The organism is Neisseria sp. P0020.S005, assembly GCF_051957055.1.
In the GTDB taxonomy this organism is placed as follows: Bacteria; Pseudomonadota; Gammaproteobacteria; order Burkholderiales; family Neisseriaceae; genus Neisseria; species Neisseria subflava_A.
This window is the reverse complement of sequence record NZ_JBQCWV010000002.1, coordinates 38,993-63,675: the sequence shown is the minus strand read 5'-3', so window position 1 is coordinate 63,675 and position 24,683 is coordinate 38,993. Positions and strand designations below refer to the sequence as shown.

The 24,683-nt window shown below is 47.0% G+C and carries 24 protein-coding genes; 11 read left to right on the top strand and 13 right to left on the bottom strand.

Annotated elements, in window-relative coordinates; all coding sequences use genetic code 11:
• Positions 1–24 precede the first annotated feature (24 nt).
• A complete protein-coding gene (locus ACTHTU_RS02380; RefSeq protein ID WP_440361651.1) occupies positions 25–465 on the top strand; it encodes a surface-adhesin E family protein in 441 nt (146 codons plus the stop codon).
• Positions 466–849: 384 nt separating this feature from the next.
• Here the strand turns inward: ACTHTU_RS02380 and ACTHTU_RS02375 are convergent, their stop codons facing one another.
• The gene (locus ACTHTU_RS02375) at positions 850–1,419 is read right to left on the bottom strand and encodes an L-threonylcarbamoyladenylate synthase (protein ID WP_440361740.1); all 570 of its coding nucleotides are present in this window, start codon (positions 1,417–1,419) and stop codon (positions 850–852) included.
• 71 nt (positions 1,420–1,490) lie between these two features.
• On the bottom strand, positions 1,491–2,762 hold the full coding sequence (gene purD / locus ACTHTU_RS02370; RefSeq protein WP_440361650.1) for a phosphoribosylamine--glycine ligase: 1,272 nt from the start codon (positions 2,760–2,762) through the stop codon (positions 1,491–1,493).
• A gap of 140 nt (positions 2,763–2,902) precedes the next feature.
• Between purD and ACTHTU_RS02365 the strand changes: the two genes are divergently transcribed.
• Entirely contained in the window at positions 2,903–3,214 is a 312-nt protein-coding gene (locus ACTHTU_RS02365) for a DUF4298 domain-containing protein (protein WP_049349195.1), read from the top strand.
• 54 nt (positions 3,215–3,268) lie between these two features.
• Here the strand turns inward: ACTHTU_RS02365 and ACTHTU_RS02360 are convergent, their stop codons facing one another.
• The 5 genes from ACTHTU_RS02360 to ACTHTU_RS02340 all read right to left on the bottom strand — a co-directional run bounded on the left by ACTHTU_RS02360 (position 3,269) and on the right by ACTHTU_RS02340 (position 7,470).
• Positions 3,269–3,880, bottom strand: coding sequence for an IMPACT family protein (locus tag ACTHTU_RS02360; protein WP_070646457.1), 612 nt, complete (start codon positions 3,878–3,880; stop codon positions 3,269–3,271).
• A 61-nt stretch (positions 3,881–3,941) separates the two neighbouring features.
• Positions 3,942–4,874: an electron transfer flavoprotein subunit alpha/FixB family protein gene (locus ACTHTU_RS02355; protein WP_440361649.1), complete on the bottom strand. Its 933-nt coding sequence runs from the start codon at positions 4,872–4,874 to the stop codon at positions 3,942–3,944.
• A gap of 10 nt (positions 4,875–4,884) precedes the next feature.
• Positions 4,885–5,634 carry an electron transfer flavoprotein subunit beta/FixA family protein gene (locus ACTHTU_RS02350; RefSeq protein WP_440361648.1) on the bottom strand — a complete coding sequence of 250 codons (750 nt, stop codon included), beginning with the start codon at positions 5,632–5,634 and terminating at the stop codon, positions 4,885–4,887.
• A 184-nt stretch (positions 5,635–5,818) separates the two neighbouring features.
• Positions 5,819–6,787 carry a lipopolysaccharide heptosyltransferase I gene (gene waaC, locus ACTHTU_RS02345; protein WP_440361647.1) on the bottom strand — a complete coding sequence of 323 codons (969 nt, stop codon included), beginning with the start codon at positions 6,785–6,787 and terminating at the stop codon, positions 5,819–5,821.
• Positions 6,788–6,834: 47 nt separating this feature from the next.
• On the bottom strand, positions 6,835–7,470 hold the full coding sequence (locus ACTHTU_RS02340; RefSeq protein ID WP_070646454.1) for a nicotinamidase: 636 nt from the start codon (positions 7,468–7,470) through the stop codon (positions 6,835–6,837).
• 170 nt (positions 7,471–7,640) lie between these two features.
• Here ACTHTU_RS02340 and tsaA point away from each other — a divergent pair, with 170 nt between their 5' ends.
• Positions 7,641–8,315, top strand: a complete 675-nt coding sequence (tsaA, locus tag ACTHTU_RS02335) for a tRNA (N6-threonylcarbamoyladenosine(37)-N6)-methyltransferase TrmO (protein WP_070646453.1) — start codon at positions 7,641–7,643, stop codon at positions 8,313–8,315.
• 96 nt (positions 8,316–8,411) lie between these two features.
• On the opposite strand, the gene gap is transcribed toward tsaA, so the two are convergent.
• A complete protein-coding gene (gene gap / locus ACTHTU_RS02330) occupies positions 8,412–9,416 on the bottom strand; it encodes a type I glyceraldehyde-3-phosphate dehydrogenase (protein ID WP_049335677.1) in 1,005 nt (334 codons plus the stop codon).
• A 649-nt stretch (positions 9,417–10,065) separates the two neighbouring features.
• Between gap and lpxC the strand changes: the two genes are divergently transcribed.
• Positions 10,066–10,980 (top strand): UDP-3-O-acyl-N-acetylglucosamine deacetylase, encoded by a 915-nt coding sequence (lpxC, locus tag ACTHTU_RS02325; protein ID WP_070606547.1) that lies wholly within the window; start codon positions 10,066–10,068, stop codon positions 10,978–10,980.
• Between the two features lie 237 nt (positions 10,981–11,217).
• Here the strand turns inward: lpxC and ggt are convergent, their stop codons facing one another.
• Positions 11,218–12,987: a gamma-glutamyltransferase gene (ggt, locus tag ACTHTU_RS02320; RefSeq protein WP_440361646.1), complete on the bottom strand. Its 1,770-nt coding sequence runs from the start codon at positions 12,985–12,987 to the stop codon at positions 11,218–11,220.
• Between the two features lie 482 nt (positions 12,988–13,469).
• Here ggt and gnd point away from each other — a divergent pair, with 482 nt between their 5' ends.
• On the top strand, positions 13,470–14,918 hold the full coding sequence (gene gnd / locus ACTHTU_RS02315) for a decarboxylating NADP(+)-dependent phosphogluconate dehydrogenase (RefSeq protein ID WP_440361645.1): 1,449 nt from the start codon (positions 13,470–13,472) through the stop codon (positions 14,916–14,918).
• 195 nt (positions 14,919–15,113) lie between these two features.
• On the opposite strand, the gene ACTHTU_RS02310 is transcribed toward gnd, so the two are convergent.
• Complete coding sequence (locus ACTHTU_RS02310) at positions 15,114–16,064, bottom strand: D-2-hydroxyacid dehydrogenase (RefSeq protein WP_440361644.1); 951 nt, start codon at positions 16,062–16,064, stop codon at positions 15,114–15,116.
• A 128-nt stretch (positions 16,065–16,192) separates the two neighbouring features.
• Between ACTHTU_RS02310 and ACTHTU_RS02305 the strand changes: the two genes are divergently transcribed.
• Positions 16,193–16,411 (top strand): DUF2061 domain-containing protein, encoded by a 219-nt coding sequence (locus ACTHTU_RS02305; protein WP_003686746.1) that lies wholly within the window; start codon positions 16,193–16,195, stop codon positions 16,409–16,411.
• A 164-nt stretch (positions 16,412–16,575) separates the two neighbouring features.
• Complete coding sequence (gene dinG / locus ACTHTU_RS02300) at positions 16,576–18,726, top strand: ATP-dependent DNA helicase DinG (RefSeq protein ID WP_440361643.1); 2,151 nt, start codon at positions 16,576–16,578, stop codon at positions 18,724–18,726.
• Between the two features lie 69 nt (positions 18,727–18,795).
• Here the strand turns inward: dinG and ACTHTU_RS02295 are convergent, their stop codons facing one another.
• The gene (locus ACTHTU_RS02295; RefSeq protein WP_440361642.1) at positions 18,796–19,251 is read right to left on the bottom strand and encodes a GNAT family N-acetyltransferase; all 456 of its coding nucleotides are present in this window, start codon (positions 19,249–19,251) and stop codon (positions 18,796–18,798) included.
• 166 nt (positions 19,252–19,417) lie between these two features.
• Here ACTHTU_RS02295 and ACTHTU_RS02290 point away from each other — a divergent pair, with 166 nt between their 5' ends.
• The gene (locus tag ACTHTU_RS02290) at positions 19,418–19,684 is read left to right on the top strand and encodes a DUF3079 domain-containing protein (RefSeq protein ID WP_003686685.1); all 267 of its coding nucleotides are present in this window, start codon (positions 19,418–19,420) and stop codon (positions 19,682–19,684) included.
• 82 nt (positions 19,685–19,766) lie between these two features.
• Here ACTHTU_RS02290 and ACTHTU_RS02285 read toward each other — a convergent pair whose 3' ends face one another.
• Complete coding sequence (locus ACTHTU_RS02285; RefSeq protein WP_440361641.1) at positions 19,767–20,249, bottom strand: dihydrofolate reductase; 483 nt, start codon at positions 20,247–20,249, stop codon at positions 19,767–19,769.
• Positions 20,250–20,446: 197 nt separating this feature from the next.
• On the opposite strand from ACTHTU_RS02285, the gene ACTHTU_RS02280 reads away from it, so the two are divergent.
• Complete coding sequence (locus ACTHTU_RS02280; RefSeq protein WP_440361739.1) at positions 20,447–21,244, top strand: factor H-binding protein; 798 nt, start codon at positions 20,447–20,449, stop codon at positions 21,242–21,244.
• An 88-nt stretch (positions 21,245–21,332) separates the two neighbouring features.
• Here the strand turns inward: ACTHTU_RS02280 and asd are convergent, their stop codons facing one another.
• Positions 21,333–22,448 (bottom strand): aspartate-semialdehyde dehydrogenase, encoded by a 1,116-nt coding sequence (gene asd, locus ACTHTU_RS02275; protein ID WP_063076326.1) that lies wholly within the window; start codon positions 22,446–22,448, stop codon positions 21,333–21,335.
• Positions 22,449–22,688: 240 nt separating this feature from the next.
• On the opposite strand from asd, the gene ACTHTU_RS02270 reads away from it, so the two are divergent.
• Positions 22,689–23,261 carry an RDD family protein gene (locus ACTHTU_RS02270; RefSeq protein ID WP_070584504.1) on the top strand — a complete coding sequence of 191 codons (573 nt, stop codon included), beginning with the start codon at positions 22,689–22,691 and terminating at the stop codon, positions 23,259–23,261.
• 89 nt (positions 23,262–23,350) lie between these two features.
• The gene (gene mltA / locus ACTHTU_RS02265; protein ID WP_440361640.1) at positions 23,351–24,673 is read left to right on the top strand and encodes a murein transglycosylase A; all 1,323 of its coding nucleotides are present in this window, start codon (positions 23,351–23,353) and stop codon (positions 24,671–24,673) included.
• Positions 24,674–24,683 lie beyond the last annotated feature (10 nt).

The window sequence follows — 24,683 nt, the reverse complement described above, 5'->3', positions numbered from 1 at the left end:
ACTTTCTGTAAATAATGAGGTTTTATGAATATCAAACGTTTTTCCCTAGCTGCAACCGTATTTGCGGCTTTGATGTTGAGTGCCTGTGAAACAACCACCACATCGAGCGGCAGCAGCAGCTGGACCAACATCGGCACCATCTCTGAAGGCAATATCAAAGTGGCCATTGATAGAAGCAGCATTAAAAGAAATGGCGCACTGGTTACTTTCCGCGATAAAAAAACCGTTTCCAAACTGAAAGAGGAACGTTTCGTCAACACACCGGCCTATAAAACAGCCATCGGCAACTGGGAAATTCATTGCTCAAACAAAACCTATCGTCTGGCAGCGCTGCAACTGATGGACGAACACGGCCGGGTAATTTCCAACCAAAGCTATACGCCGACCAGCATCCGCCCAATGAGCGTCATGAGCGGCACGATTACTGAAAAACAATACGAAACTGTGTGCGGACATAAGCTTTAATCCACACTTATTCACAAAGTTATCCACAGTTTAAATATTTAAAAGGCCGTCTGAATGCTTTGAATATCAAGTTTCAGACGGCCTTTTTATGTTTTTATGGAAATTTATCTTCAAATTTATCCACAAAATTTGTTTATTCAAAAATAATTTATTACAGCGATTCATTTACGCTCAAAATTTGCTTCACTCTTTGCCAGAGCATTTCACAAAATACTGCTTTCTACTCTATTTACTGACTTACTACCTGCTTAATCGGACTGTATTTACAGACTGCTATGTATCAAACTGGATCTGCACTAAATGCTTTTCACACAGGTATTCCAATCTTTTGGAAAAAATTTGCTTCTCAAATAAATACCTTTCCTTTAAAAATACAATTCTTCTTTAACGCAACCTTGCCCCTGTTTCTCCGTCAATAATCTGGCTAGGCGTTTTCTGCTTACCTATCAATCCGCCTACAACCCAAACTTTCCTGCCAAACTGTCTTCTAACTTCCCTTTCCGTTTTGCATGCCTGTTTTCCTGCACGATTGCATGAAGTAGAGACTAAAGGCATTTCCAAAACCTGACACAAACGTCTTGCACCTGCGTGCGCAGGAACCCTGACAGCTAATTTACTGCGTCTTTTTCCCCGCAATGAGGGCAATACTTTTTTGCCGACCGGCAATAAAAAAGTTTTTGGAGCCGGCCATGCTTCATGCAGCATGGTTTGGATATTTTCAGACGGCCTTTGCAGCAAAGGTTGCAACTGTTCCAAGCTATGTCCAATGACAATCATGCCTTTATGTTGCGGTCGTTTTTTCAGATGAATCAGTTGATTGAGCGCTTTGGGCAAAGTAGGGATACAGCCCAAGCCATAGCAAGACTCGGTAGGATAGGCGACCAAACCGCCTTTTTTAAGATGCGCCTGCAGCCTACGTTGGGCTGCAGCCGATAAAATTCTGGGGAACATCATCATATACCAAGGCCGTCTGAAACTGCGATTGTCGGACAATCTGTGTTCAGACGGCCTATTTCTATTCATTATTAATGGTTGATGGCTTTATCGGCAATGTCTTTACGGTATTGCATACCGTCAAAACGGATGGTTTCCAATGCCTCATAAGCCTTGCTCTTAGCTTGCGCAACATCATCACCCAAACCGACGACACACAACACACGGCCGCCATTGGTTACCACTTCGCCTTTTTCATTCGTTGCAGTACCGGCATGGAAAACTTTACCTATTTGATTGGCCTTATCCAAGCCGAAGATCACATCGCCTTTTTTCGGAGAATCAGGATAGTTTTGTGCAGCCAACACCACACCTACTGCAGTCTGCGGATTCCATTCGGCAGCAACACTATCCAGTTTGCCGTCGATCGCCGCTTCAACCAAGTCCACCAAATCGCTATCCAAACGGCTCATAATCGGCTGGGTTTCAGGGTCGCCGAAGCGGCAGTTGAATTCGATGGTATAAGGCGCACCGGTTTTATCAATCATCAAGCCCGCATATAAAAAGCCGGTAAATTCATGACCTTCTGCTTTCATACCGGCCACGGTCGGCAAAATAATTTCATTCATCGCGCGCTCGTACACATCAGGCGTTACCACCGGAGCAGGGCTGTATGCGCCCATACCGCCAGTATTAGGGCCTTTGTCGTCATCCAACAGGCGTTTATGGTCTTGACTGGTTGCCATCGGCAAAACATGATTGCCGTCCACCATAACGATAAAGCTTGCTTCCTCGCCTTGCAGGAAATCTTCAATCACGACACGCGCGCCTGCATTGCCCATTTTGTTGCCCAACAACATATCGTCAATAGCGGCATGGGCTTCATCCAAAGTCATGGCGACAATCACGCCTTTACCGGCAGCCAAACCATCCGCCTTAATAACAATTGGCGCACCTTTTTGGTTGACATAATCATGTGCCGCATCGGCATTTTCAAAGGTTTGGTATTGCGCGGTTGGAATGTTATATTTTGCCATAAACGCTTTAGCAAAATCCTTTGAGCTCTCCAGCTGGGCCGCGTATTGAGTCGGGCCAAAAATCTTCAATCCGGCAGCACGGAAGTCATTCACCACACCCGCAGCCAAAGGCGCTTCAGGGCCGACTACGGTAAAGGCAATATTTTCATTACGGCAAAAATCAATCAAATCTTGATGCGCCGTCAACGCTATATTCTGCAGTTTAGGCTCAATTGCCGTTCCAGCATTACCAGGTGCAACAAAGACAGTTTCTACCTTAGACGACTGCGCCAATTTCCAAGCCAGTGCGTGTTCACGTCCACCATTACCAATAACGAGCAATTTCATACCATCTCCTTGAAGAATAGATGTTGTAAATAAAATTCAATCGATGGAATATTGTTCCATCTTGCATAGCTGTTTCAAATTAAGAATAATATTGCACCAAGACAACCATACTCTAATTTCAAACAACGAAAGGACAAATCATGCAAAAACGTATTGACGAAATTCAAAGCAAATACCGCGAATGGTGCGAATTACTGCCGCAACTAGAAGCAGATATCGCCCGCTGGAAACATGCTGCAAGCCTTATGCAGGACATGGATGAATTCTATACCAACGAATACCAAGCATGCCATCAAGCCATTGAAGAAGGGGCAGATGTTGATTTGCGTACACAGGGCGAATACAGCATTATGAGCGAAGATGCCCTATGGAACGCACTGGGGGAATTTCATCAACTGGCTTGGGAACACCTGCGCTCAAGCGTAAATGCTTTAGACAGATACCAAGGCTAAAACATCAAAGGCCGTCTGAAACTTTTGATTTCTCAAATATGTTCAGACGACCTTTTATTCAAACGGCTGTTCAGTATCTACTTCAATTTGGCGCGTATTTTTCCAAGCAGCAATACAGGTTTCATAATCGGCCAACGCTATTTTCACTGTTAACTTACAATCCAGCTGCAAATCCTGTTCCACAATATCGGCCTGATATTGTTTGGCAATCCGTATAGCCTCATTCAAAACAGGATATTCACACTTCAACCAAACTGTCTTTTCGACATTCTTTTCAACAATTTCAGCTATCGCCAATGCCTGAGCTGTTGATTCCTTATAAGCATGAATCAGACCGGGAACACCCAATAGCGTACCGCCAAAATAGCGCACAACTACAACCAACACATCCGTTACGCCGACAGAATCAATCTGCCCCAGAATAGGGCGGCCTGCGCTTCCGGACGGTTCTCCATCATCGTTTGCACGAAACTGCATTCCATCCACACCCAATCGATAGGCGTAGCACCAATGTCGCGCCTTGTGATGCTCTTCCTTTAATGGGTCGAGATACTTCTTCACATCGGCCAAAGTGCGAATCGGATAGGCGTACGCGATGAAGCGGCTGCCTTTATCTTTAAATTCAGCCTGTGTCAGTGTGGTAATGGTTTTATAGGTCGTAATCATGCCAAAATATTTTCAGACGGCCTTTGTTATAAAAGGCCGTCTGAACGTTTCACGTGAAACATTAGTTTTTCAGTGCTTCAGTCAGTTGAGGCACAACTTCAAACAAATCACCAACCAAGCCGTAATCTGCCACATTGAAAATCGGAGCGTCAGCATCTTTGTTGATGGCAACAATCACTTTACTGTCCTGCATACCGGCAACGTGTTGGATAGCACCAGAAATACCGATAGCGAAGTATAGTTGCGGCGCAACTACTTTACCGGTTTGTCCGACTTGGGCATCGTTTGGCGCATACTCGGCATCCACTGCCGCACGGGATGCACCAATCGCTGCACCCAAAGCATCCGCCAATGGAGTTAACACTTCATTGAATTTTTCAGCACTGCCCAATGCACGGCCACCGGAAACAATCACTTTTGCCTGAGTCAATTCAGGGCGGTCAGACTGGGAAAGTTGACGGTTTACGAAACGGCTCAGGTTTTGAGCAGGCGCTGCCTCAACATTGACCACTTCTGCATTACTGCCTTGTCCGGCAGCATCAAATGCGGTTGCACGGAAAGTCAGCACCAGTTTTTCAGAATTGGATTGAACGGTTTCAAATGCATTACCGGCATAAATCGGACGGACAAATGTCGAGTTATCCACAACTTCAGTTAAATCCGAAACTTGTGGCACATCCAACAGGGCTGCTACTCGGGGCAGAAGATTTTTACCAAATGCAGTTGCAGTCGCAGCCACATAGCGGTAATCCGCAGCCAGTTTAACAACCAAAGGCGCTAATTCTTCTGCCAAACCTTCAGCATAATAGGGCGCATCAGCTACCAAAACTTTCGCCACGCCTGCAACCTGTTTTGCCTCTTCAACCACCGCAGCAGCATTGCTGCCGGCAACCAATAAATCTACATTACCCAATTTGGCGGCAGCCGTTACCGCATGCAAAGTGGCAGGATTCAAATGTTGGTTATTATGTTCCGCAATAATCAATACGCTCATTTCATACTCCTTAGATCACTTTGGCTTCGTTTTTCAGCTTTTCAACCAACTCGGCAACATCAGCCACTTTCATACCGGCTTGACGTGCTTTAGGTTCGGCAAATTTCACGGTATTCAAACGCGGAGAAATATCCACAGCCAAATCGGCAGGACTTAATTTTTCCAAAGGTTTTTTCTTTGCCGCCATGATATTAGGAAGTTTGACAAAGCGTGGTTCGTTCAAACGCAAATCTGCACTGATGACCGCAGGCAGCTTCAATGCAACAGTCTCTTCGCCGCCGTCAATTTCACGGGTTACCAATGCTTCTTCGCCTTCAATTTGCACTTTTGATGCAAAAGTACCTTGAGCCGCATTCAACAACGCAGCCAGCATTTGGGCAACTTGGTTGGCGTCATCGTCAATTGCCTGTTTGCCCAGCAATAAAATTTGCGGATTTTCTTTATCCGCAACAGCTTTCAGCAATTTTGCAACGGCCAAAGGCTCCAACTTCGCATCAGTCTCAACATGAACCGCACGGTCGGCACCCATCGCCAAAGCAGTACGCAACGTCTCTTCGCATTTTTTCTCGCCAAGAGAAACAGCAACAATCTCGCTTACTTTTCCGGCTTCTTTCAAACGGACAGCTTCTTCTACCGCGATTTCATCAAACGGGTTCATCGACATTTTGACATTACCGATATCCACATCGGAACCATCGGCTTTCACACGAACTTTGACGTTATAGTCCACTACGCGCTTTACTGCGACCAGTGCTTTCATTCAATTCTCCTAAAAAGAATGTCCATCAAATCTAGCATACTGCTTTTGATACATTCTTTATATAAAATCCAATTCGGTTTTCACCAACATGATAAAACCAAATTTGTATAAATCTTGGTAAATAGAGCGGAATTATATCATTTCTAAAGCATTTACTCAGAAAATAAATCCAACTCCCCTGCAATTATTTACCATATGCTGCAACACAATCCATCAAGGTTTGATAAACCTCGTCAACATTAGGAATTTGAGCAATACCGCCTAAATTTTTTGCATAAGCCGAAACTTGAACGCCGGTCTTGGCCGGATCTGTATCTGTATAAATTCCTACAACAGGCTTTTCCAGTGCATTGGCAAGATGCAGTAGTCCGGTATCTACGCCAATAATACCCTCTGCGTTTTTCAATAAAAATGCAGCCTGTAATAAATTCATTTTGTCGCAAACCGAAGCAGACGGTAAATCGCTTGCAATCTGTTCGGCACGCATTTTTTCGGTTTCATTTCCCCACGGCAAATATACATTGCATTGTTGTTCTTCATTCAACTTTTTCAATAATGCACGCCAGTGTTCTACCGGCCATAATTTACTGTCTCGACTGGTTGCATGCAAAGCAACGTAATAGGGGGATTGCAAATTTTTCAGACGGCCTAATTCAGGAACCGACAAACCAAATACCTGCGTCTCAGGCATTGTATAACCAAATACTTGGGCGAATAATTCACGGTTTCGCCAGACCGCATTTTTGCCTTTCGGCACGGCAAATGTTTTACTGTATGCAAAGGCAGCCAAACTTTCACGCGTGCTGTGTTTATCTAAACCGTAAATAGGGGATTTTGCCATTTTGGCAAAGCATGCGCTTTTAATCAGTCCTTGACTATCTAAAACAAAATCAAAAGATTCAGCCTGTAAATCCGTTTTCAGACGGCCTATTTCACGCCACGTTTCAGCCTGAAAAAGGTGTTTGCGCCACTGCCGCCATTTCATTACATGAACCTTTTTGACAAAAGGATGTAAGCGGGCAATATCTGCAAACCCTGCCTCACACAGCCAATGGAGCTCTACCTCAGGACATTGTCGCGCCAAATCTTCAACTGCGGGCAACGTATGAATTAAATCGCCCATACTGGACAAGCGGACAAGTAAAATCTTCATATTTTGGAAAATGTTTCACGTGAAACAACAGAATTTAAAAATATAATTTATTGATTATTAATGTATTTTCTTATTTCTTCGGCGTTTTCTAAAATAATAGCCCCGGCAGAATGCATTTCCTGCCATGCAGATTCAACCGTTTCCGGAGCAATACCGCGGCAAGCCGCCTGATTGACAATGACTTTCCAAGCTCCGCCTTTAAGCAACTGTAAAACCGTTGTTTTCACACAATAATCCGTTGCCAAACCGCCGACAATAACTGTATCTGCATTTTGACAGCGCAACCATTCGATCAAACCTGTACTGAGCTTTTCTTCAATATCGTGAAAACATGCGCCGTAAGGATGTAACTCAGGATCAATGCCTTTCCAAACACAATAATCGTATTCCTTGGCTGAAGGCAGGCCATCCAACAATTCATAGCCATATGTTCCAACCATCGCATGTGACACCCAAGTCAAATCCGCATCGGGTAAACCCGTCGGTTTTAACATATCAACAGGATTATCCACAAGCCATTTTGCCGCAACATGATGCGCATCTTTCGTCATCACGCGTAAATCCGCCAATGCAGCTTGGGCATTGAGTTCATCCGCAATCAGATGACCTTCGGCAACAGGCAATTCTTTCGGACACAAAGGCGTAAACGTTTTTTGTGCATCTACATCGATAGAAACAATCATGGATTAATATAACCTATTGATTTTATTTTAAATAATTTAAATTATTCATTTATTGCCAATGTACGGACATTTGGAATAAATGCTTTGTATTATAACAAATTACTACCGCAAAATGTGGGAAAACATCTGTGATATGATGACAGTTTGCACAGAATATTTATCTTCAGATTATGTCCTATTCGATTACGCCTATTGCAACCGTTCATTCTCCCTACAAACAAAAATTCGGCATTGCCCGCCAACCCGGTTTGGTTCCTGCGGCAGAAATTTGCATTGAACTTACTCCTGAATTTACCGCAGACAGCGTTCGGGGCTTGGAAGATTTCGACTATGCGTGGATAAGTTTTATTTTCCACGGCGTATTGGATGAAGGTTGGGCGCAAATGGTGCGTCCGCCACGACTCGGAGGCAAACAAAAAATGGGCGTATTTGCCACACGCAGCCCGCACCGCCCCAATCATCTCGGTTTATCCCTACTGAAACTCGAACACATCGAAACAGGCAAACCTGTCCGCATCTATTGCAGCGGTGCAGACCTATTGGACGGTACTCCGGTAGTGGATATCAAACCCTACATCCCGTTTGTCGAATCCAAACCTGACGCATCATCAGGCTTTGTCAGCGGCAAACCTGAAGAATTGAACGTTGTTTGGGCAGAAAGTACGCTTGCGGAACATTTATCCACAGAAGAAAAACATCTCATTGAACAAAGCATCGCCCAAGATCCTCGCCCTGCCTATCAAGATATTCCCGAACGTATTTATGTGATGAATATTGCGGATTATGAAGTACAGTTTAGGATAGAAAACAAATGTGCCACAGTGATTAAACTATCCACAATCTGAATTACCAATTGAATCTATCTACAAACAAAAGGCCGTCTGAAATGTTCAGACGGCCTTTTAATTATCCACAGACTGATTGATTCAGCCCGTTATCCTTTAGATTTTGCTGGCAAAAAATTCCAAGGTACGAACCAATTGGCAAGTGTAAGACATTTCATTGTCGTACCAAGCAACGGTTTTCACCAATTGTTTGTCACCAACTGTCATCACGCGGGTTTGAGTCGCATCGAAGAGTGAGCCGTATTCAATACCGATAACGTCGGAAGAAACGATTTGATCTTCAGTGTAGCCTAAAGCATCGTTGGCGGCAGCTTTCATGGCTGCATTGATTTCTTCTTTGGTAACAGGGCGTTCGAGAACAGAAACCAGTTCGGTCAAAGAGCCGGTAGCAACAGGAACGCGTTGGGCAGAACCATCAAGTTTGCCGTTCAATTCAGGGATAACCAAGCCGATGGCTTTAGCGGCACCGGTACTGTTCGGTACGATATTCAATGCAGCGGCACGGGCGCGTCGGAAGTCGCCTTTGCGGTGTGGTGCATCAAGGGTGTTTTGGTCGCCGGTATAAGCGTGGATAGTGGTCATCAGGCCTTCAACAATACCGAATTCTTTTTGCAATACCGCAGCCATAGGGGCCAGACAGTTAGTCGTACAAGAAGCGGCTGAAATAACAGTTTCGCTACCATCCAAAATATCTTGGTTTACGCCGTATACAACGGTTTTCACATCATTGCCGCCAGGGGCAGAAATCACAACTTTGCGCGCACCGGCACGGATATGGGCTTCTGCTTTGGTTTTGTTAGTAAAGAAACCGGTACATTCGAGAACAACGTCTACACCCAGCTCGCCCCAAGGCAATTCTTCAGGATTAGGATTGGCAAATACTTTGATTTCTTTGCCGTTAACAACAATCGCATCATCTTTCAATTCAGCAGAGCCTTCAAAACGGCCTTGAGTACTGTCGTATTTAAAGAGGTGTAGCAGCATATCGGCAGGAGTCAAGTCGTTAACAGCAACGACTTCGATACCTTGGGCTTTTTCAATTTGACGCAATGCCAGACGACCGATGCGGCCAAAACCATTAATCGCTACTTTAATACTCATTTTGCTACTCCTATTAGATGGAATGGGAAAAATTTTTCAGTAAGTCCATTGTATCCTGAAATAAAATTACTTTCTAGGATTACAGATAATTACTTTTAAGTTGTTTGATTTAAATAAAGAAAACATGAAATTCTTGTTTGTAGGAAAATATCAGGCAAATCGGATTAGTTCTAGCTTTTGATATTTTATTTCATAAAAACCATTTTCCAATCTTAAAAGTTTCATAAGCTTATGGAAATCATAAACTTAGTTCTATTCCTCCATATTTTGCCATTTTTTTGTTGATCATTCAGTGTTTTCTTCAAATCATAATATTTTAATTTTTAAAATGATGATTTTGATGAAAAACCAAACTATCTGTGGATAACGGAATAACTTTCTTTAAAACCAATTTGATAGTTACTTTTTATCTTTGAGGCCAACCCCAACTGAATGCCGGAATAAAAAAGGATAGAATCTTAGTTTTTCTATTTATCTGTGGATAAAACCCAAATTACCCACTTCAATTTCACATACTATTGTGGATAATTTAAATCTAGAGGTTTCTCTCGCAAAACATCCATATTGGCAAATACTATTAAAAATGATGGCTTGTTTTTTCCTTTTTAACGTATCATTTGCCCATCAGACTTTTTAAAAGGAAGCAATTATGCTGCAACGGACTTTAGCCAAATCAGTAAGCGTTACCGGCGTCGGTCTGCATTCGGGCGAAAGGGTCGCTCTGACTTTGCATCCTGCCGAAGAAAACAGCGGTATTTCATTCCGCCGTACCGATTTAAGTGGAGAAATGGGCGAAGTAATCAAATTGAATCCTTATTTGATTAACGATACCCGCCTCTCTTCAACCATCGTTACCGATAAAGGCGTGCGCATCGGTACGATTGAACACATTATGTCGGCACTGTCTGCCTACGGCATCGACAATGCCTTGATTGAATTGAACGCGCCTGAAATTCCGATTATGGACGGCTCCAGCCTGCCGTTTATTTACCTTTTACAAGATGCAGGCGTTGTCGATCAAAAAGCCCAAAAACGTTTTTTGAGAATCCTCAAACCCGTTGAAATCAAAGAAACCGGAAAATGGGTGCGCTTTACGCCTTATGACGGCTTTAAAGTTACTTTAACCATAGAATTCGACCATCCCGTATTCAACCGCAGTGCACCTACTTTCGAGATTGATTTTGCAGGAAAATCCTATATTGATGAGATTGCCCGCGCCCGTACCTTCGGCTTTATGCACGAAGTAGAAATGATGCGCGCCCACAATCTCGGACTGGGCGGCAATTTGAACAACGCCATCGTGATTGACGACATGGATGTTTTGAATCCGGAAGGTTTGCGCTATCCCGATGAATTTGTTCGCCACAAAATCCTGGATGCGATTGGCGATTTGTACATTGTCGGCCATCCGATTATCGGTGCATTTGAAGGTTACAAATCAGGCCATGCCATCAATAATGCGCTGTTGCGTGCCGTTTTGGCAGATGAAAGCGCTTACGAATGGGTTGAGTTTGCCGATGATGAAGACTTGCCTAGTGCTTTTCACGAGCTGCCGGCAGCCTGATAGAGAATAGACAAAACAGTCCAATAAAAAGGCCGTCTGAACCTTTCAGACGGCCTAAATCATGTTGTTTTCCACAAGTAATTATCCACATATTCATCCCTTTTATCTTATTGAAAAATAGAAATATTAAATTTTAACGTTATTCTTATACACATCTTATCCATATATTTTCCCAAACTAAAAAGGCCGTCTGAAACGAAGCTGTTCAGACGGCCTTTTTCATGTCAACCGACAAAATCAATCGCCCATGACTTTGCCTTCGCGGCGCGGGTCAGCACCACCAAGCAAACCGTCTTTGCCGATCACAATGCCTTGTACGCCGGAATTCAAATCACGGATTTGGACTTTGTAGCCCAGTTTTTCCAACGCAGCCGCTTTATCCGCAGCCGCTGTTTTATCCTCAATCTCATACTGGCTGCCGCGATTGAGCATATTCGGCAGTGAAATTGCCGTCTGAATGTCCATACCCCAGTCGATATGCGCCACCAGTGTTTTAGCGACGAAACCGATAATGCGGCTGCCGCCCGGCGAACCGACCGCCATATAAGGTTTTCCGTCTTTCATCACAATGGTCGGTGCCATCGAAGAACGCGGACGTTTTCCACCGGCAACGCTGTTTGCCACCGTTTTACCGTCTTCTCCGACAGGGTTGAAGGCAAAATCGGTTAATTCATTATTGAGCAGATAGCCGTTTGCCATCAGCCCCGAACCAAAGGCATTTTCAATCGAAGTCGTCATCGACACGACGTTGCCGTCTTTATCCACAACCACCAAATAACTGGTGGACGGCAGCTCGACCGCCATGCACTGCGCGTATGCCTTGCCAAACTTGCCCGCCTGAATAATTTCCAATGCCTTGTCAGCTTTGCGGATTTCTTCTGCACGCGGTTTCAAATAAGCTTGAGAAATCATGGCACGGGTCGGAACGTTCACAAACTTGGGATCGCCGACATAATAATCACGGTCGGCAAAAGCAATCCGCGACGCATCGCCTATCCAGCGCCAACTGTGGATATTTTCCGCACCCAACGCCTTCATATCCTGATTTTGCAATACGCCCAAAATCTGCCCCAAAGCAATCGCGCCCGAACTTGGCGCGCCCATGCCGCAAACTTCATATTCACGATACGGCGCACAAACCGGCTTACGCTCGATAACTTGATAGTTTTTCAAATCCGCCATGCTGATTTTGCCAGGATTATCCACAGCACCGGTAACGGCACGAACAATATTCTGCGCCTGCATTCCCTGATAAAACGGCGCACTGCCTTTTTCCGCCAACAGGCGTACGGAACGCGCAAATTCAGGGTTTTTCAAAACCGTTCCCGCAGCCAAAGGTTTGCCGTCGAGCAGGAAGTAAGCGGCGGTTTGCGGATAACGTTGCAAGGGTTCCAAATTTTGTTCGATGGATTTCGCCATACGCGGAGAAACGGCAAAACCTTGTTCCGCCAAAGTAATCGGTTTCTCAAACAAACTTGCCCAGGGCAATTTGCCGTAACGCTTGTGGACATCTTCCAGCAGCTTCGGAATTCCCGGCACACCGACCGAACGGCCGCCGACCACCGCTTTCATAAAGCCCATCGGTTTACCGTTTTCGTCCAAGAAAAGTTCCGGTGTTGCCGCTTTTGGCGCTGTTTCACGGGCATCAAACGTCGTCAGCTTTTTCGCCTTATTGTCCCAATACACCAAAAACGCACCGCCACCCAATCCGGAAGACTGAGGCTCAACCAGTCCCAAAGTTGTCTGCATGGCAATCATCGCATCTATCGCACTGCCGCCGCGCTTCAAAATTTCATAACCAGCTTCAGTTGCCAGCGGATTGGCAGACGCCGCCATATAATGCTTGGCGCGGATTAATTTCTGCTCCGTCAGCCCTGTTCCTTGCTCCGGCGCATGGTTGTCCACAAATACGGAGGGCAGGGAAACTTGAGGCTTTTGAACTGGCTGTTGCGCACAAGCGGCCAAAATCAAAACGGATAATAGGTTAATACTAAAGGAAAACTTCATATGCACACCCTTATTGAAATATTTTCAGACGGCCTTTTCCCAGCTTAAATAAAAGGAAATATGAAAACAGCTTGAAATAAAAAACCATTTGACTATTTCTCCAGTCAATCAGTTCCAATTAGAGAAGTATAAAACAGGCTAAGATTGTGCACAGGCAAAAAGTTACCCACAGAATAAAGCAGCAGGAAATTTTTATCCACATCTGCAAACAAGGCCGACCATACTTTATCCTCATCAAAAAAGATCAGCTAAGTATTTGAAAAAATTTTGTAATAAAAGTTATCAACAAGCTGTGGCAGCACTCAATATCATCTTCTATTTATTATTTAAAATCTAATTTATAGTTTGTTTTCCCAAAGGCAAAGGCCGTCTGAAACGTAAAGGCATCTTTTCAAAAAATTAAAAAGTTAAGGATTGTTAAAAAGTTGTAAATCAGCTAGAGTTACGCTTGATAAATTTAATCAATAATGGAGTTTCACCAAATGAAAGGCGACATTGGCGTTATCGGCCTTGCCGTGATGGGGCAAAACCTGATTCTCAACATGAATGACAATGGTTTTAAAGTTGTTGCATTCAACCGTACCACCAGCAAAGTAGATGATTTTTTAAACGGCGCAGCCAAAAATACCAATATTATCGGCGCATATTCACTGCAAGATCTGGTTGATAAATTAGAAAAACCACGTAAAATCATGATGATGGTGCGCGCTGGTTCTGTTGTTGACAATTTTATCGAGCAACTCGTTCCACTTTTGGACGAAGGTGACATCATTATTGACGGCGGCAATGCCAATTATCCTGATTCCACCCGCCGTACACACGAGCTGGCCGCAAAAGGCATCCGCTTTATCGGTGCCGGCGTATCCGGCGGCGAAGAAGGCGCGCGTCACGGCCCGTCTATCATGCCTGGTGGCGATGAAGCTGCATGGCCTGCTGTTAAACCGATTTTCCAAGCCATCTCCGCCAAAACGCCTCAAGGCGAGCCTTGCTGCGACTGGGTCGGCCGTGATGGTGCGGGTCACTTCGTCAAAATGGTGCACAACGGCATCGAATACGGCGACATGCAGTTGATTTGCGAAGCGTACCAATTCATGAAAGACGGTTTGGGTCTGTCTTATGACGAAATGCACCAAATCTTCAACGAATGGAACAAAACCGAACTGGATTCTTATCTGGTTGAAATTACCGCCGCGATTTTGGGTTACAGAGATGAAAACGGCGAACCTTTGGTCGAAAAAATCCTTGATACCGCAGGTCAAAAAGGCACAGGCAAATGGACCGGCATCAATGCCCTCGATTTGGGTATCCCGTTGACCTTGATTTCCGAAGCCGTATTTGCACGTTGCGTTTCTGCGTTTAAAGACCAACGCGCCCAAGCAAACAGCCTGTTTGGCAAAACCATTACCCCGATTGAAGGTGACAAAGCCGCATGGGTGGATGCTTTGCGCCAAGCTCTGTTGGCATCCAAAATCATTTCTTATGCACAAGGCTTTATGCTAATCCGCGAAGCCAGCGAAAACAACGATTGGGCATTGAATTACGGCAATACCGCCCTCTTGTGGCGCGAAGGCTGCATTATCCGTAGCGCGTTCTTGGGCAACATCCGCGACGCATACGAAGCCAATCCTGATTTGGTCTTCTTGGGTTCCGATCCTTATTTCAAAGGCGTATTGGAAACCTGTCTGCCTGCATGGCGTAAAGTGGTGGCCAAAGCGATTGAATGCGGTATTCCGATGCCTTGCATGGCTTCCGCCATTACCTTCCTTGACGGCTACACTTCCGAGCGTCTGCCGGCCAACCTGCTGCAAGCGCAACGCGACTACTTCGGCGCGCATACTTACGAGCGTACCGACAAACCGCGCGGCGAGTTCTTCCATACCAACTGGACAGGCAAGGGCGGCGATACCGCTTCAACCACATACGATATTTAATTTGCCTGAGCAAACAAAAGGCCGTCTGAGTATTTCAGACGGCCTTTTTATAAGGTTATCCACAATAAAGAATGAAACGATTTAACCTATTTAATAGATAACTTTATGAAATAAATAAGGATTAATAAAGGCCGTCTGAATATTTCAGACGGCCTTTAAAATTGTTCACAACCTTATCAACAGGTTTTCCATAGATTAAACCAGATTTTGCGGATTGCCGGCCACAAAGTGGTTGATGTTGTCCAAAAGGATGTCAAACAGACGGTTGGCGGCCTCTTGGCTTGCCCATGCAATGTGTGGCGTTACGATGAGGTTGGGCAGTCGGGCTTTCAGCAGAGGGTTGCCGTCGCGCGGCGGCTCTTGTGTCAATACGTCAAAACCTGCACCGCCGATTTGGCCGTATTTCAACGCCGCAACCAAAGCGGCTTCATCAACCAAGCCGCCGCGTCCGCAGTTGATGAGGATAGCGCCGGATTTCATTTGCTGCAATTCAGCTTCGCCTATCATGTTGGCTGTTTGCGGCGTGAGCGGACAATTAAGCGACACGACATCGGCGGAGCGGATGGCTTCGTCAAAGGAAACATAGCCATCTCGGATGCTTTGGGCATTTTTATGTTCGGCGAACACGACATTCATTTTGAAAGCTTGAGCATAAGTTGCCAGCGTTTTACCGATATTGCCGCGACCAAAAATTGCCAGCGTTTTGCCGTTCAAATCGCGCATCGGTGCGCCGAGGTGGCAGAAAAACGGCGAGTTTTCCCACAAGCCTGCCGCAACGTCGCGCTGATAGGCAGGCAGGTTGCGCATCAGGGTAATCATCATCATAAACGCGTGTTCCGCCACGGATTCATTGCCGTAAGCGCGGATATTGCACACTGCCGTACCGTTTTGTTTGGCAGCCTCAACGTCCACATTATTGACGCCTGTCGCGGTAACGGCAACCAGCTTGAGTTGTGGATTTTCGGCAAATGCTTGGGCGGAAATCACGACTTTGTTAGTAATCACAATGTCCGCGCCGCGGATGCGCTCCAGCGTTTCGTGCGCTTCGGTTGTGCCGTAGCTGCTCAATGTATGTGGAAAATCAAAATCAAACGGGCGGTTGACGAGGGTATCGCGGTCGAGGACGACAATATGGAGCTGGTTCATAAAATTCCTATCAGAAATAAAATATCGATTTATAAAATCTAAATCAGGATAAAGGATTTAAAATATACGCGTTAGTTGATAATAATTATTATGTAGCAATTAAAACATCAATGTAGCAGGAAAACAAAATGATTAAAACCATTACATTTGCTATTTTGCATTTCAGCGTCGCATTTAGTGTCGCCTATATTCTGACCGGCAGTATCGGCGTTTCCAGCGCGGTGGCTTTGGTCGAACCCATCGTCAATACTGTCGTCTTTTATTTTCACGAAAAAGCGTGGAACCGTTACGAGAAAAACAAATCCGACAAGCAAAAATTGTGGGTGCCTCTGCATCAGTGCGGCTAAAGTTTCAGACGGCCTTTTGCTTGATTAAAACCGATTATGTCTTTGCGGTTCGCCCATCGCCATAAAAATGCCAAACCCTAAAATAGAGTAAGACTTTACGAAGGTTTCATGAAGGTAAAAATGCTAAAATACGCTATTCTTGCAAACCCATTCAGACGGCCTCAATGCTCACCGATTTAGAAAAAAACGCCATCCGCGACCATTACCAAAACATCGGCAAAAACCTGTCCGGTTTCCGTCCGCGCGCTTCGCAGCGGGAAATGATTGCGGCGATTGCCAACGCTTTTTCGCGGACGTTGGCGCGTGAAGAAGGCGAAGAAGCGCCCAAACGCGAGGGCGAGAGCATTGCCGTGATCGAAGGGCCGACCGGTGTGGGTAAATCATTGGCCTACCTTTTGGCAGGCGGCATTATGGCGCAAACGCGCGGCAAACGGCTGATCGTCAGCAGCGCAACAGTGGCTTTGCAGGAGCAGTTGGTTGACCGTGATTTGCCGTTTCTGGTGGAAAAAAGCGGTTTGGAGCTGACCTTTGCGCTTGCCAAAGGGCGCGGCCGTTATCTTTGCCCTTACAAACTCTATCAACTGACGCAAAACAACGCCCAGCAAAACCTGCTTGGTTTTGAAACGCCGGAAGTGTTGTGGGACAGCAAACCCAAGCCGGAAGAATTGAACCTGCTGCGCGACATTGCCGATGAATTTTCCGCCCGCCGCTTTAATGGCGACCGTGACACTTGGCCGGAAAAAATCGATGACGCGATTTGGTTCAAAGTGACCAACGACCGCCACGGCTGCCTGAAATCCGCCTGTCCCAACCGTCCGGAATGCCCGTTTTACCTGGCGCGCGATGTCTTGGAAACCGTCGATGTCGTCGTTGCCAACCACGATCTTCTGCTTGCCGACATCAGCATGGGCGGCGGCGTGATTCTGCCTGCGCCCGAAAACAGTTTCTATTGCATAGACGAAGCGCACCACCTGCCCAAAAAAGCCCTCAGCCGTTTTGCCGCCGAACATTCATGGAATATTGCCGTATGGACGCTGGAAAAACTGCCGCAGCTGACCGGCAAAATTGCCGCTCTGACCGATAAAGCCGAACTTGCCAACCTTGCTGACGAAGCTGCCACATCCTTGCTCGACAGCCTGCACGAATGGCAGTTCCATTTGGCGGAAGAGCCGTCTTTAAGTCTGGGGTCGTCTGAAAACGACAGGCGGAAACACAACGAACCGACTTGGCTGTGGGAAGACGGCAAAATCCCCGAAGGCCTGGAAACCACAGTTTCAAATACGGCTATTGCTGCGCGCAGCCTGCTCAAACACGTTGTCGGGCTGAACGATGCGCTTTCCGCCGCGCGCCGCGAAAAAGAACAGGACGGCGCGCTCATCGACCGCCTGACCAGCGAGTTCGGCCTTTTTATCGCCCGTATCGAACAAATCAGCGCGGTTTGGGATTTACTCTCCACCGTTCCCATTGAGGGCGAAGAGCCGTTGGCGAAATGGATAACCCGCCGTGCCGACGACAAAAACGACTACATTTTCAATGCCAGCCCCATCAGCAGCGCATCCCATCTTGCCAACAATCTGTGGCGGCGCGCGGCAGGTGCGGTGCTGACTTCGGCTACCCTTCAATCGCTCGGCAGCTTCAACCTGATTTTGCGCCAAACCGGCCTATTATGGCTGCCCGAAACCACCACGCTTGCATTGGAAAGCCCGTTTAATTTCGATACGCAAGGCGAGCTGTATATTCCGCCGGTTCAAGCCAGCCCCAAAGACCCTGATGCGCATACGGCCGCCATTGTCGAATGGTTGCCGAAGCTGGTTTCGCCGATTGAAGCCATCGGCACGCTGGTGCTGTTTTCCTCGCGCAAGCAAATGCAGGATGTCGCCTTGCGCCTGCCTGACGAATACTTGCCGCTTCTGCTTGTACAGGGCGAGTTGTCCAAGGCCGTTCTTTTACAAAGGCACCATCAAGCCATTGCCGAAGGCAAAGCCAGCATTATTTTCGGCCTCGACAGTTTTGCCGAAGGCCTCGACCTGCCCGGCACGGCCTGCGTGCAAGTCATTATTGCCAAGCTGCCGTTTGCCATGCCGGACAACCCCATCGAGAAAACCCAAAACCGTTGGATTGAACAACGCGGCGGCAATCCCTTTATCGAAATCACGGTGCCCGAAGCCAGCATCAAATTGATCCAAGCCGTCGGCCGCCTTATCCGTACCGAACAGGATTACGGCCGTGTGACCATCCTCGACAACCGCGTCAAAACGCAACGCTACGGCCAGCAATTATTGGCCTGTTTGCCGCCGTTTAAACGGATAGGGTAGTTGCGGATTGTTCAAAAGGTAAAGGCCGTCTGAAACCAAATGTTCAGACGGCCTTTTACTCTTTTCAAGCTATAAATCTAATTTCATGACGGATACGGTTTCCCCGTTGTGCCAAGTCTGCGTGATTTCTTTCCAGCCGAACTTTTCATACACGGCCTGCACATCCGGCGTATAGAGAAACAGATGCGGCAAACTCAGTTCGCGTGCTTTATCCAGGCAAAACGAAACCAGCTGCCTGCCTACGCCCAAACCGCGAAATTGCGGTAAAACGAACACATCGCCCAGCCAATATTCGTATTCGGGAAAACACGCCATATCAAACCGCTTCAATGCCGCCGAACCCATCAGCCGTCCTTCGTTATCCACAGCCGCAAATGCCAGCGGAAAATCATCCCCATCGAGGCACTGCGCGTAATACGCACGGATTTTATCCAGAGACGACCACGGCGCAAAATCGTGCCACTCCTCAAACAGCGCGAGGGCTAAAGGCTCGACAAATTCAGGCTTCAGACGGCATATGTTCATATCGGGTCCTCTTGTTGTACCGCGTAGGGATAGTTTTACAGTATAGGCCGTCTGAAAGGTTAACACATCTTAAAAAATCAGCGTAAAACACGATAAACCCGCCGCCAGCCCCATTCAAATCACTTATAATTCTGCCCATACCGCACACAAACAAAAGAAGAACATCATGGCTAAGAAATTTCCCATTTTCCCGAAAAATCCCGAGCGTATCTGCTGGGGTTGCGACAAATACTGCAAAGAAGACGATTTGCAATGCGGCAACGGTTGCGAGCGCATCCAACATCCCATCGAGTTGGACGGCCGCGACTGGTATAAAAAAGGCGACTGGAGCAATTTGTTGAGCGAAGAGCAGCAAATCGAACTTGGATTGAAAGAAGCGCCCAAGCCGGCCAAACCGCATATCAAGCTGCCTTTGAAAAACAAAACGGCTTAAACGGTATGCCGTAAACAAACGAAATAAAAAGGCCGTCTGAAACCTGAAAAACAGGGTTTCAGACGGCCTTTGCGTTGTCAGATTATGCCTTCACATAATGCACAAACGCATATTCGATGCCTTTGGCAGAAACATGGTTTTCCCGAGAGGCTTCTTGCCATGTTTCTGTGGAAAACTCAGGAAAAAACGCATCGCCATCCACATCCAAACCGACTTCGGTCAAACGCAAATCGGTGGCAATCGGCAGGGCTTGTGCATAAATTTGCGCGCCGCCCATGATGATGACTTCTTCAACCCCCTGACACAAAGCCAGCGCATCTTCCAAAGAAGCCGCCGTTTGCGCACCTTCGGCCTGATAATCTTGGCGGGTGATGACGATATTTTGACGGCCGGGCAGCGGCTTGCGCGGCAGAGATTCCCATGTTTTGCGGCCCATAATGACGGATTTGCCGGTAGTGTAGGATTTGAAAAAGGCAAAATCCTCGGGCAAATGCCAAGGCATGGTGTTGTTGATGCCGATACAGCGGCGAGCGGCGTAGGCGGCGATAAGGGTGATTTTCGGCATGATGAAATCCGTTTGCAAAATAAAATGATTATAGCGGAAGGGAGGCGGGATGGACTGAATATCCGATATTCTAAAAATGTTTCAATATTTATAAAATTAATATTCAAAATACTTAATTTTGACAAAAATCATTTATTGTTCATTTTTTTAGGTATATGATAAATATCATACCAAATAAAAAAGGAAAGGAAAAAATGATGAGAACCCTCCGTATTTCTGCTTTGACGGCTTCCCTGTCTTTGATGTTGGCTGCATGCGGCGGCGCAACAAGCGGCTTGTCGAATGCCGTGACCGAACCGCTCAATCCGCATCCGAAAGGCGTGTTGTCCGTTGAATTGAACGAATCCGTCCCTGAAAACGGTACGTTGGAGCTGACGGCTAACGGTAAAACGCAAACCCTGCAAAAAGGCGGCAAACTCGATACCGGCTTTTTGAAAACCGATAAAGTATCTTCTTACGACTACGCCCAAAAAATCAAGGTAAACGGCAAAGTCATCACTTTGGAAACGGGCGATTTTCAAGTGTATAAACAAAATTATTCCACTGTTGCCGCGCGTTACGCCAAACAAAAAGCCGATGACGCAGGCAAGCTGCAAAACCTCGATACATACACATTCACCGTCGGCGAAGTCCAAGGCGATGAAACAGCGTATCGCAATTTGCCCAAACAAGGCAGCTATCAGTATTCGGGTATCGCGTTTAACGGCGACGACCGCAGCGGCCGTCTGAAATACACCGTCGATTTCGATAAAAAACAAGGTTACGGCAAAATCAGCAGCATGGCTTCCCACAATAATGTCGACCTGCTTGCCGCAGGTATTGCCAATAACAATGGCAAAGCCGCCATCAGCGGAAAAACCAGTTTGAATGGCGTGGAAAACGGTCGTTATGATTTGAAATTCTTTGGTCCGCAGGCTGAAGAAATTGCCGGTAAGGCGCAAATCAAAGTTGGCGATTCCACCAAAGAAATCGGTTTGGCCGGTAAGAAAGAATAGGAAAAAGGCCGTCTGAAAGGTTCAGATGGCCTTTTTGTGACAAAAAAAGCAACGGTTCAAACCGTTGCTTTTTTCATGCCAACCTAAATTACAGGCTGCCCAAGATAATACGCAATACGCGGCGCAACGGCTCGGCAGCGCCCCACAAGAGTTGGTCGCCGACAGTGAATGCGCTGATGTATTCGCCGCCCATTTCCAGTTTGCGGATACGGCCGACAGGAACAGACAGCGTGCCGGTAACTTTGGCAGGCGTCAGCTCGTGAATGCTGGCTTCTTTTTCGTTGGGGATGACTTTCACCCAATCGTTTGCACCTGCCAAGATGGCTTCGATTTCAGAAACAGGCAGGTCTTTTTTCAGCTTCAGGGTGAGGGCTTGGCTGTGGCAGCGCATAGAGCCGATGCGTACGCACAAGCCGTCGATTACGGTCGGATTGTCGCTGCGGCCGAGGATTTTGTTGGTTTCCACACCGCCCTTCCATTCTTCTTTGGACTGGCCGTTGCCCAAGTCCACATCAATCCACGGAATCAGGCTGCCGGCGAGCGGTACGCCGAAGTTGGCTTTCGGATAGTCTTCGCTGCGCAGGAAATCGGACACTTTGCGGTCGATGTCGAGAATCGCGCTGGAAGGATCGGCAAGCTCGTCTGCCACTTTGGCGTGAATCGCGCCCATGCCGCTGATGAGTTCGCGCATGTTTTTCGCACCCGCACCGGAAGCGGCTTGGTAGGTCATGCTGGTTGCCCATTCGACCAAATCGTTTTGGAACAGGCCGCCCAAAGCCATCAACATCAGGGAAACGGTACAGTTACCGCCGATGTAGTTTTTCACGCCGTTTTTGAGGCCGTTGTCGATGACGTTGCGGTTGACAGGGTCGAGGACGATAATCGCGTCGTCTTTCATGCGCAGGGAAGATGCCGCGTCAACCCAGTAGCCGTTCCAGCCGCTGTCGCGCAGGGGTTGGAAGACGGATTTGGTGTAATCACCACCCTGACAGGTAACGATGATGTCCATTTTTGCCAATTCGGCAACATCGTTGGCATCCAACAATGTTTTGGCTGCCTGACCGAAATCAGGGGCAGCGCCGCCGACGTTGGAAGTGGTAAAGAAAAACGCTTCGGGAATGTGGGCGAAGTCGTTTTCTTCTTTCATACGCTGCATCAAAACAGAGCCGACCATACCGCGCCAGCCGACGAAACCTACTTTCATGTGTTACTCCTTACAAAGAAAATCCGGATAAGTTTATAGTGCATTAACAAAAATCGGAACGGCATCGCCTGCCGCTTTGTTCAGACTTTTGTTAACCCACTATAAAAAAGGGGAAAACGAGTGTTTTAACGCCGTCTGCGGAAAATGTAAAGGTTTTTATCAAAAATTTTTAGAATGATGGGAAAATAGGTTAAGATAACAATGAAACTACATTTCATTAATTGCACAGAGGAAGATTAAATGAGCGAAATCAATTTGTCGGATTTGCCTAAAACAGAAATAGTAGATGTCCATATTGCTTCGCCGGGGGCGAGGGTTGCGGCATATTTGTTGAATAATCTGTTTACTTTTTTGATATGGGTACCATTCATTGTGATGGTAGTTTTCACTTTTGATGAAAGCAAAGAATTAGTTTCGGAGTCTTCTCTTTCTAATACTCCTGACTATGCAGTCATAACATTTTTTATTTCTTTGGCTGTCTATTTGGTTTTTGGTATCTTCCAACTGTATTACATGAGCCGAGACGGTCAGTCTTTAGGTAAAAAAATTATGGGCATCCGGGTGTTAAAAAGTGACGGTAGCAATCCGGGTTTTGGTGGTACGGTTTTGATACGCGAAGTGGCTTGGTCATTCATTGTCGGTATTATAGTCATTGCGGTAATGTTGGCAGTAAATGAAACAGGTGGAGATTTGGTTTCTCTGCTTATGACTTTCATCAACTTCATCATGCTCTTCTCCGTCAAACGCAACCGTCGCACGCTCTACGATATGCTGGCCGATACGGTTGTCGTCAAATTGCCGCCGCGCCGATAAATCGCTTTTTTGTGTTAAAATCAGCACTTTCCAACATAGGCCGTCTGAAAAATAGCTTTCAGACGGCCTTTCGACACGCTATTGATTCCATGAAAAAACATCTGTACCGCATTACGCTCGTCAGTATTGCCGCAGCCATTCTTGCCGCCTGCCCGAGCAAAAGCATTAAAAATCTTCCCGAAACCGACACCAGCGTTATCAAAGGTCCTGACCGCCCCACCGGTACGTCTGATCCCATCGGTACGACTGTAAGCGGGGGAGGAGCAAACTACACCGTTGTTTCCTACAACGAACTGCCGCACTGGAGCACCCAACACTTCGCCAAAAGCCTGCAATCTTTTCGCTTAGGCTGTGAAAAACTTAAAAACCGCCAAGGCTGGCAGGACGTTTGTATCCAAGCCATGCAAACGCCGGCGCACCATTTCCAAGCCAAACACTTCTTTGAACGCTATTTCACCGCATGGCGCGTCGATAACGGCGGCAATCCTGCCGGCACCATTACCGGCTATTACGAACCGGTCCTGCACGGCGACGACAAATCCACGAGCCAATCCCGTTTCCCTATTTACGGCATTCCGAACGATTTTGTTTCCGTTCCGTTGGCTGCAAACTTGAGGGGCAGCAAAGCCACCGTCCGCATCCGCCAAACCGGCCCAAACAGCGGCGTCATCGACAACAGCGGCACATACACGGCTGACTTGTCCAGATTCCCGATTACAGCACGTAGCACTGCGCTGAAAGGCCGTTTTGAAGGCAGCCGTTTCGTTCCTTACTACACCCGCAGCCAAATCAACGGCGGCGCGCTTAACGGCAAAGCGCCGATTTTGGGTTATGCAGATGATCCGGTCGAACTTTTCTTTATGCACATTCAAGGTTCAGGCCGTCTGAAAACCCCGTCCGGCAAATACATCCGCGTAGGATTTGCCGATAAAAACGAACATCCGTATGTTTCCATCGGCCGCTATATGGCGGACAAAGGCTATCTGCCGCTGGGTCAGACCAGTATGCAGGGCATCAAGGCCTATATGAAGCAAAACCCCGGCCGCCTTGCCGAAGTTTTGGGACAAAACCCAAGCTACGTCTTCTTCCGCGAGCTGACCGGCAGCAGTGATTCAGGCCCGGTGGGCGCATTAGGTACGCCGTTGATGGGCGAATACGCCGGTGCCATCGACCGCCACTACATCACGCTTGGCGCACCGCTGTTTGTCGCCACTGCCCACCCGATCACCAAAAAAGCCCTCAACCGCCTGATTATGGCGCAAGATACCGGCAGCGCGATTAAAGGCGCGGTCCGTGTGGATTATTTCTGGGGCTATGGTGACGAAGCAGGCGAAGTGGCCGGCAAAATGAAAACCACAGGCTATGTATGGCAGCTCCTGCCCAACGGCATGAAACCGGAATACCGTCCATAAACAGCGGTTT

What these genes read in the sequence shown, in the direction of transcription:
- ACTHTU_RS02365 (WP_049349195.1), top strand. Translation starts at nt 2,903, where the DNA reads ATGCAAAAACGTATTGACGAAATTCAAAGCAAATACCGCGAATGGTGC.
- purD (WP_440361650.1), bottom strand. Translation starts at nt 2,762, where the DNA reads ATGAAATTGCTCGTTATTGGTAATGGTGGACGTGAACACGCACTGGCT.
- dinG (WP_440361643.1), top strand. Translation starts at nt 16,576, where the DNA reads ATGCTCACCGATTTAGAAAAAAACGCCATCCGCGACCATTACCAAAAC.
- ACTHTU_RS02270 (WP_070584504.1), top strand. Translation starts at nt 22,689, where the DNA reads ATGAGCGAAATCAATTTGTCGGATTTGCCTAAAACAGAAATAGTAGAT.
- ACTHTU_RS02360 (WP_070646457.1), bottom strand. Translation starts at nt 3,880, where the DNA reads ATGATTACGACCTATAAAACCATTACCACACTGACACAGGCTGAATTT.
- lpxC (WP_070606547.1), top strand. Translation starts at nt 10,066, where the DNA reads ATGCTGCAACGGACTTTAGCCAAATCAGTAAGCGTTACCGGCGTCGGT.
- ACTHTU_RS02305 (WP_003686746.1), top strand. Translation starts at nt 16,193, where the DNA reads ATGATTAAAACCATTACATTTGCTATTTTGCATTTCAGCGTCGCATTT.
- ACTHTU_RS02380 (WP_440361651.1), top strand. Translation starts at nt 25, where the DNA reads ATGAATATCAAACGTTTTTCCCTAGCTGCAACCGTATTTGCGGCTTTG.
- ACTHTU_RS02310 (WP_440361644.1), bottom strand. Translation starts at nt 16,064, where the DNA reads ATGAACCAGCTCCATATTGTCGTCCTCGACCGCGATACCCTCGTCAAC.
- ggt (WP_440361646.1), bottom strand. Translation starts at nt 12,987, where the DNA reads ATGAAGTTTTCCTTTAGTATTAACCTATTATCCGTTTTGATTTTGGCC.
- ACTHTU_RS02290 (WP_003686685.1), top strand. Translation starts at nt 19,418, where the DNA reads ATGGCTAAGAAATTTCCCATTTTCCCGAAAAATCCCGAGCGTATCTGC.
- gap (WP_049335677.1), bottom strand. Translation starts at nt 9,416, where the DNA reads ATGAGTATTAAAGTAGCGATTAATGGTTTTGGCCGCATCGGTCGTCTG.
- tsaA (WP_070646453.1), top strand. Translation starts at nt 7,641, where the DNA reads ATGTCCTATTCGATTACGCCTATTGCAACCGTTCATTCTCCCTACAAA.
- ACTHTU_RS02280 (WP_440361739.1), top strand. Translation starts at nt 20,447, where the DNA reads ATGAGAACCCTCCGTATTTCTGCTTTGACGGCTTCCCTGTCTTTGATG.
- ACTHTU_RS02340 (WP_070646454.1), bottom strand. Translation starts at nt 7,470, where the DNA reads ATGATTGTTTCTATCGATGTAGATGCACAAAAAACGTTTACGCCTTTG.
- ACTHTU_RS02350 (WP_440361648.1), bottom strand. Translation starts at nt 5,634, where the DNA reads ATGAAAGCACTGGTCGCAGTAAAGCGCGTAGTGGACTATAACGTCAAA.
- asd (WP_063076326.1), bottom strand. Translation starts at nt 22,448, where the DNA reads ATGAAAGTAGGTTTCGTCGGCTGGCGCGGTATGGTCGGCTCTGTTTTG.
- ACTHTU_RS02375 (WP_440361740.1), bottom strand. Translation starts at nt 1,419, where the DNA reads ATGATGTTCCCCAGAATTTTATCGGCTGCAGCCCAACGTAGGCTGCAG.
- ACTHTU_RS02295 (WP_440361642.1), bottom strand. Translation starts at nt 19,251, where the DNA reads ATGAACATATGCCGTCTGAAGCCTGAATTTGTCGAGCCTTTAGCCCTC.
- mltA (WP_440361640.1), top strand. Translation starts at nt 23,351, where the DNA reads ATGAAAAAACATCTGTACCGCATTACGCTCGTCAGTATTGCCGCAGCC.
- ACTHTU_RS02285 (WP_440361641.1), bottom strand. Translation starts at nt 20,249, where the DNA reads ATGCCGAAAATCACCCTTATCGCCGCCTACGCCGCTCGCCGCTGTATC.
- ACTHTU_RS02355 (WP_440361649.1), bottom strand. Translation starts at nt 4,874, where the DNA reads ATGAGCGTATTGATTATTGCGGAACATAATAACCAACATTTGAATCCT.
- gnd (WP_440361645.1), top strand. Translation starts at nt 13,470, where the DNA reads ATGAAAGGCGACATTGGCGTTATCGGCCTTGCCGTGATGGGGCAAAAC.
- waaC (WP_440361647.1), bottom strand. Translation starts at nt 6,787, where the DNA reads ATGAAGATTTTACTTGTCCGCTTGTCCAGTATGGGCGATTTAATTCAT.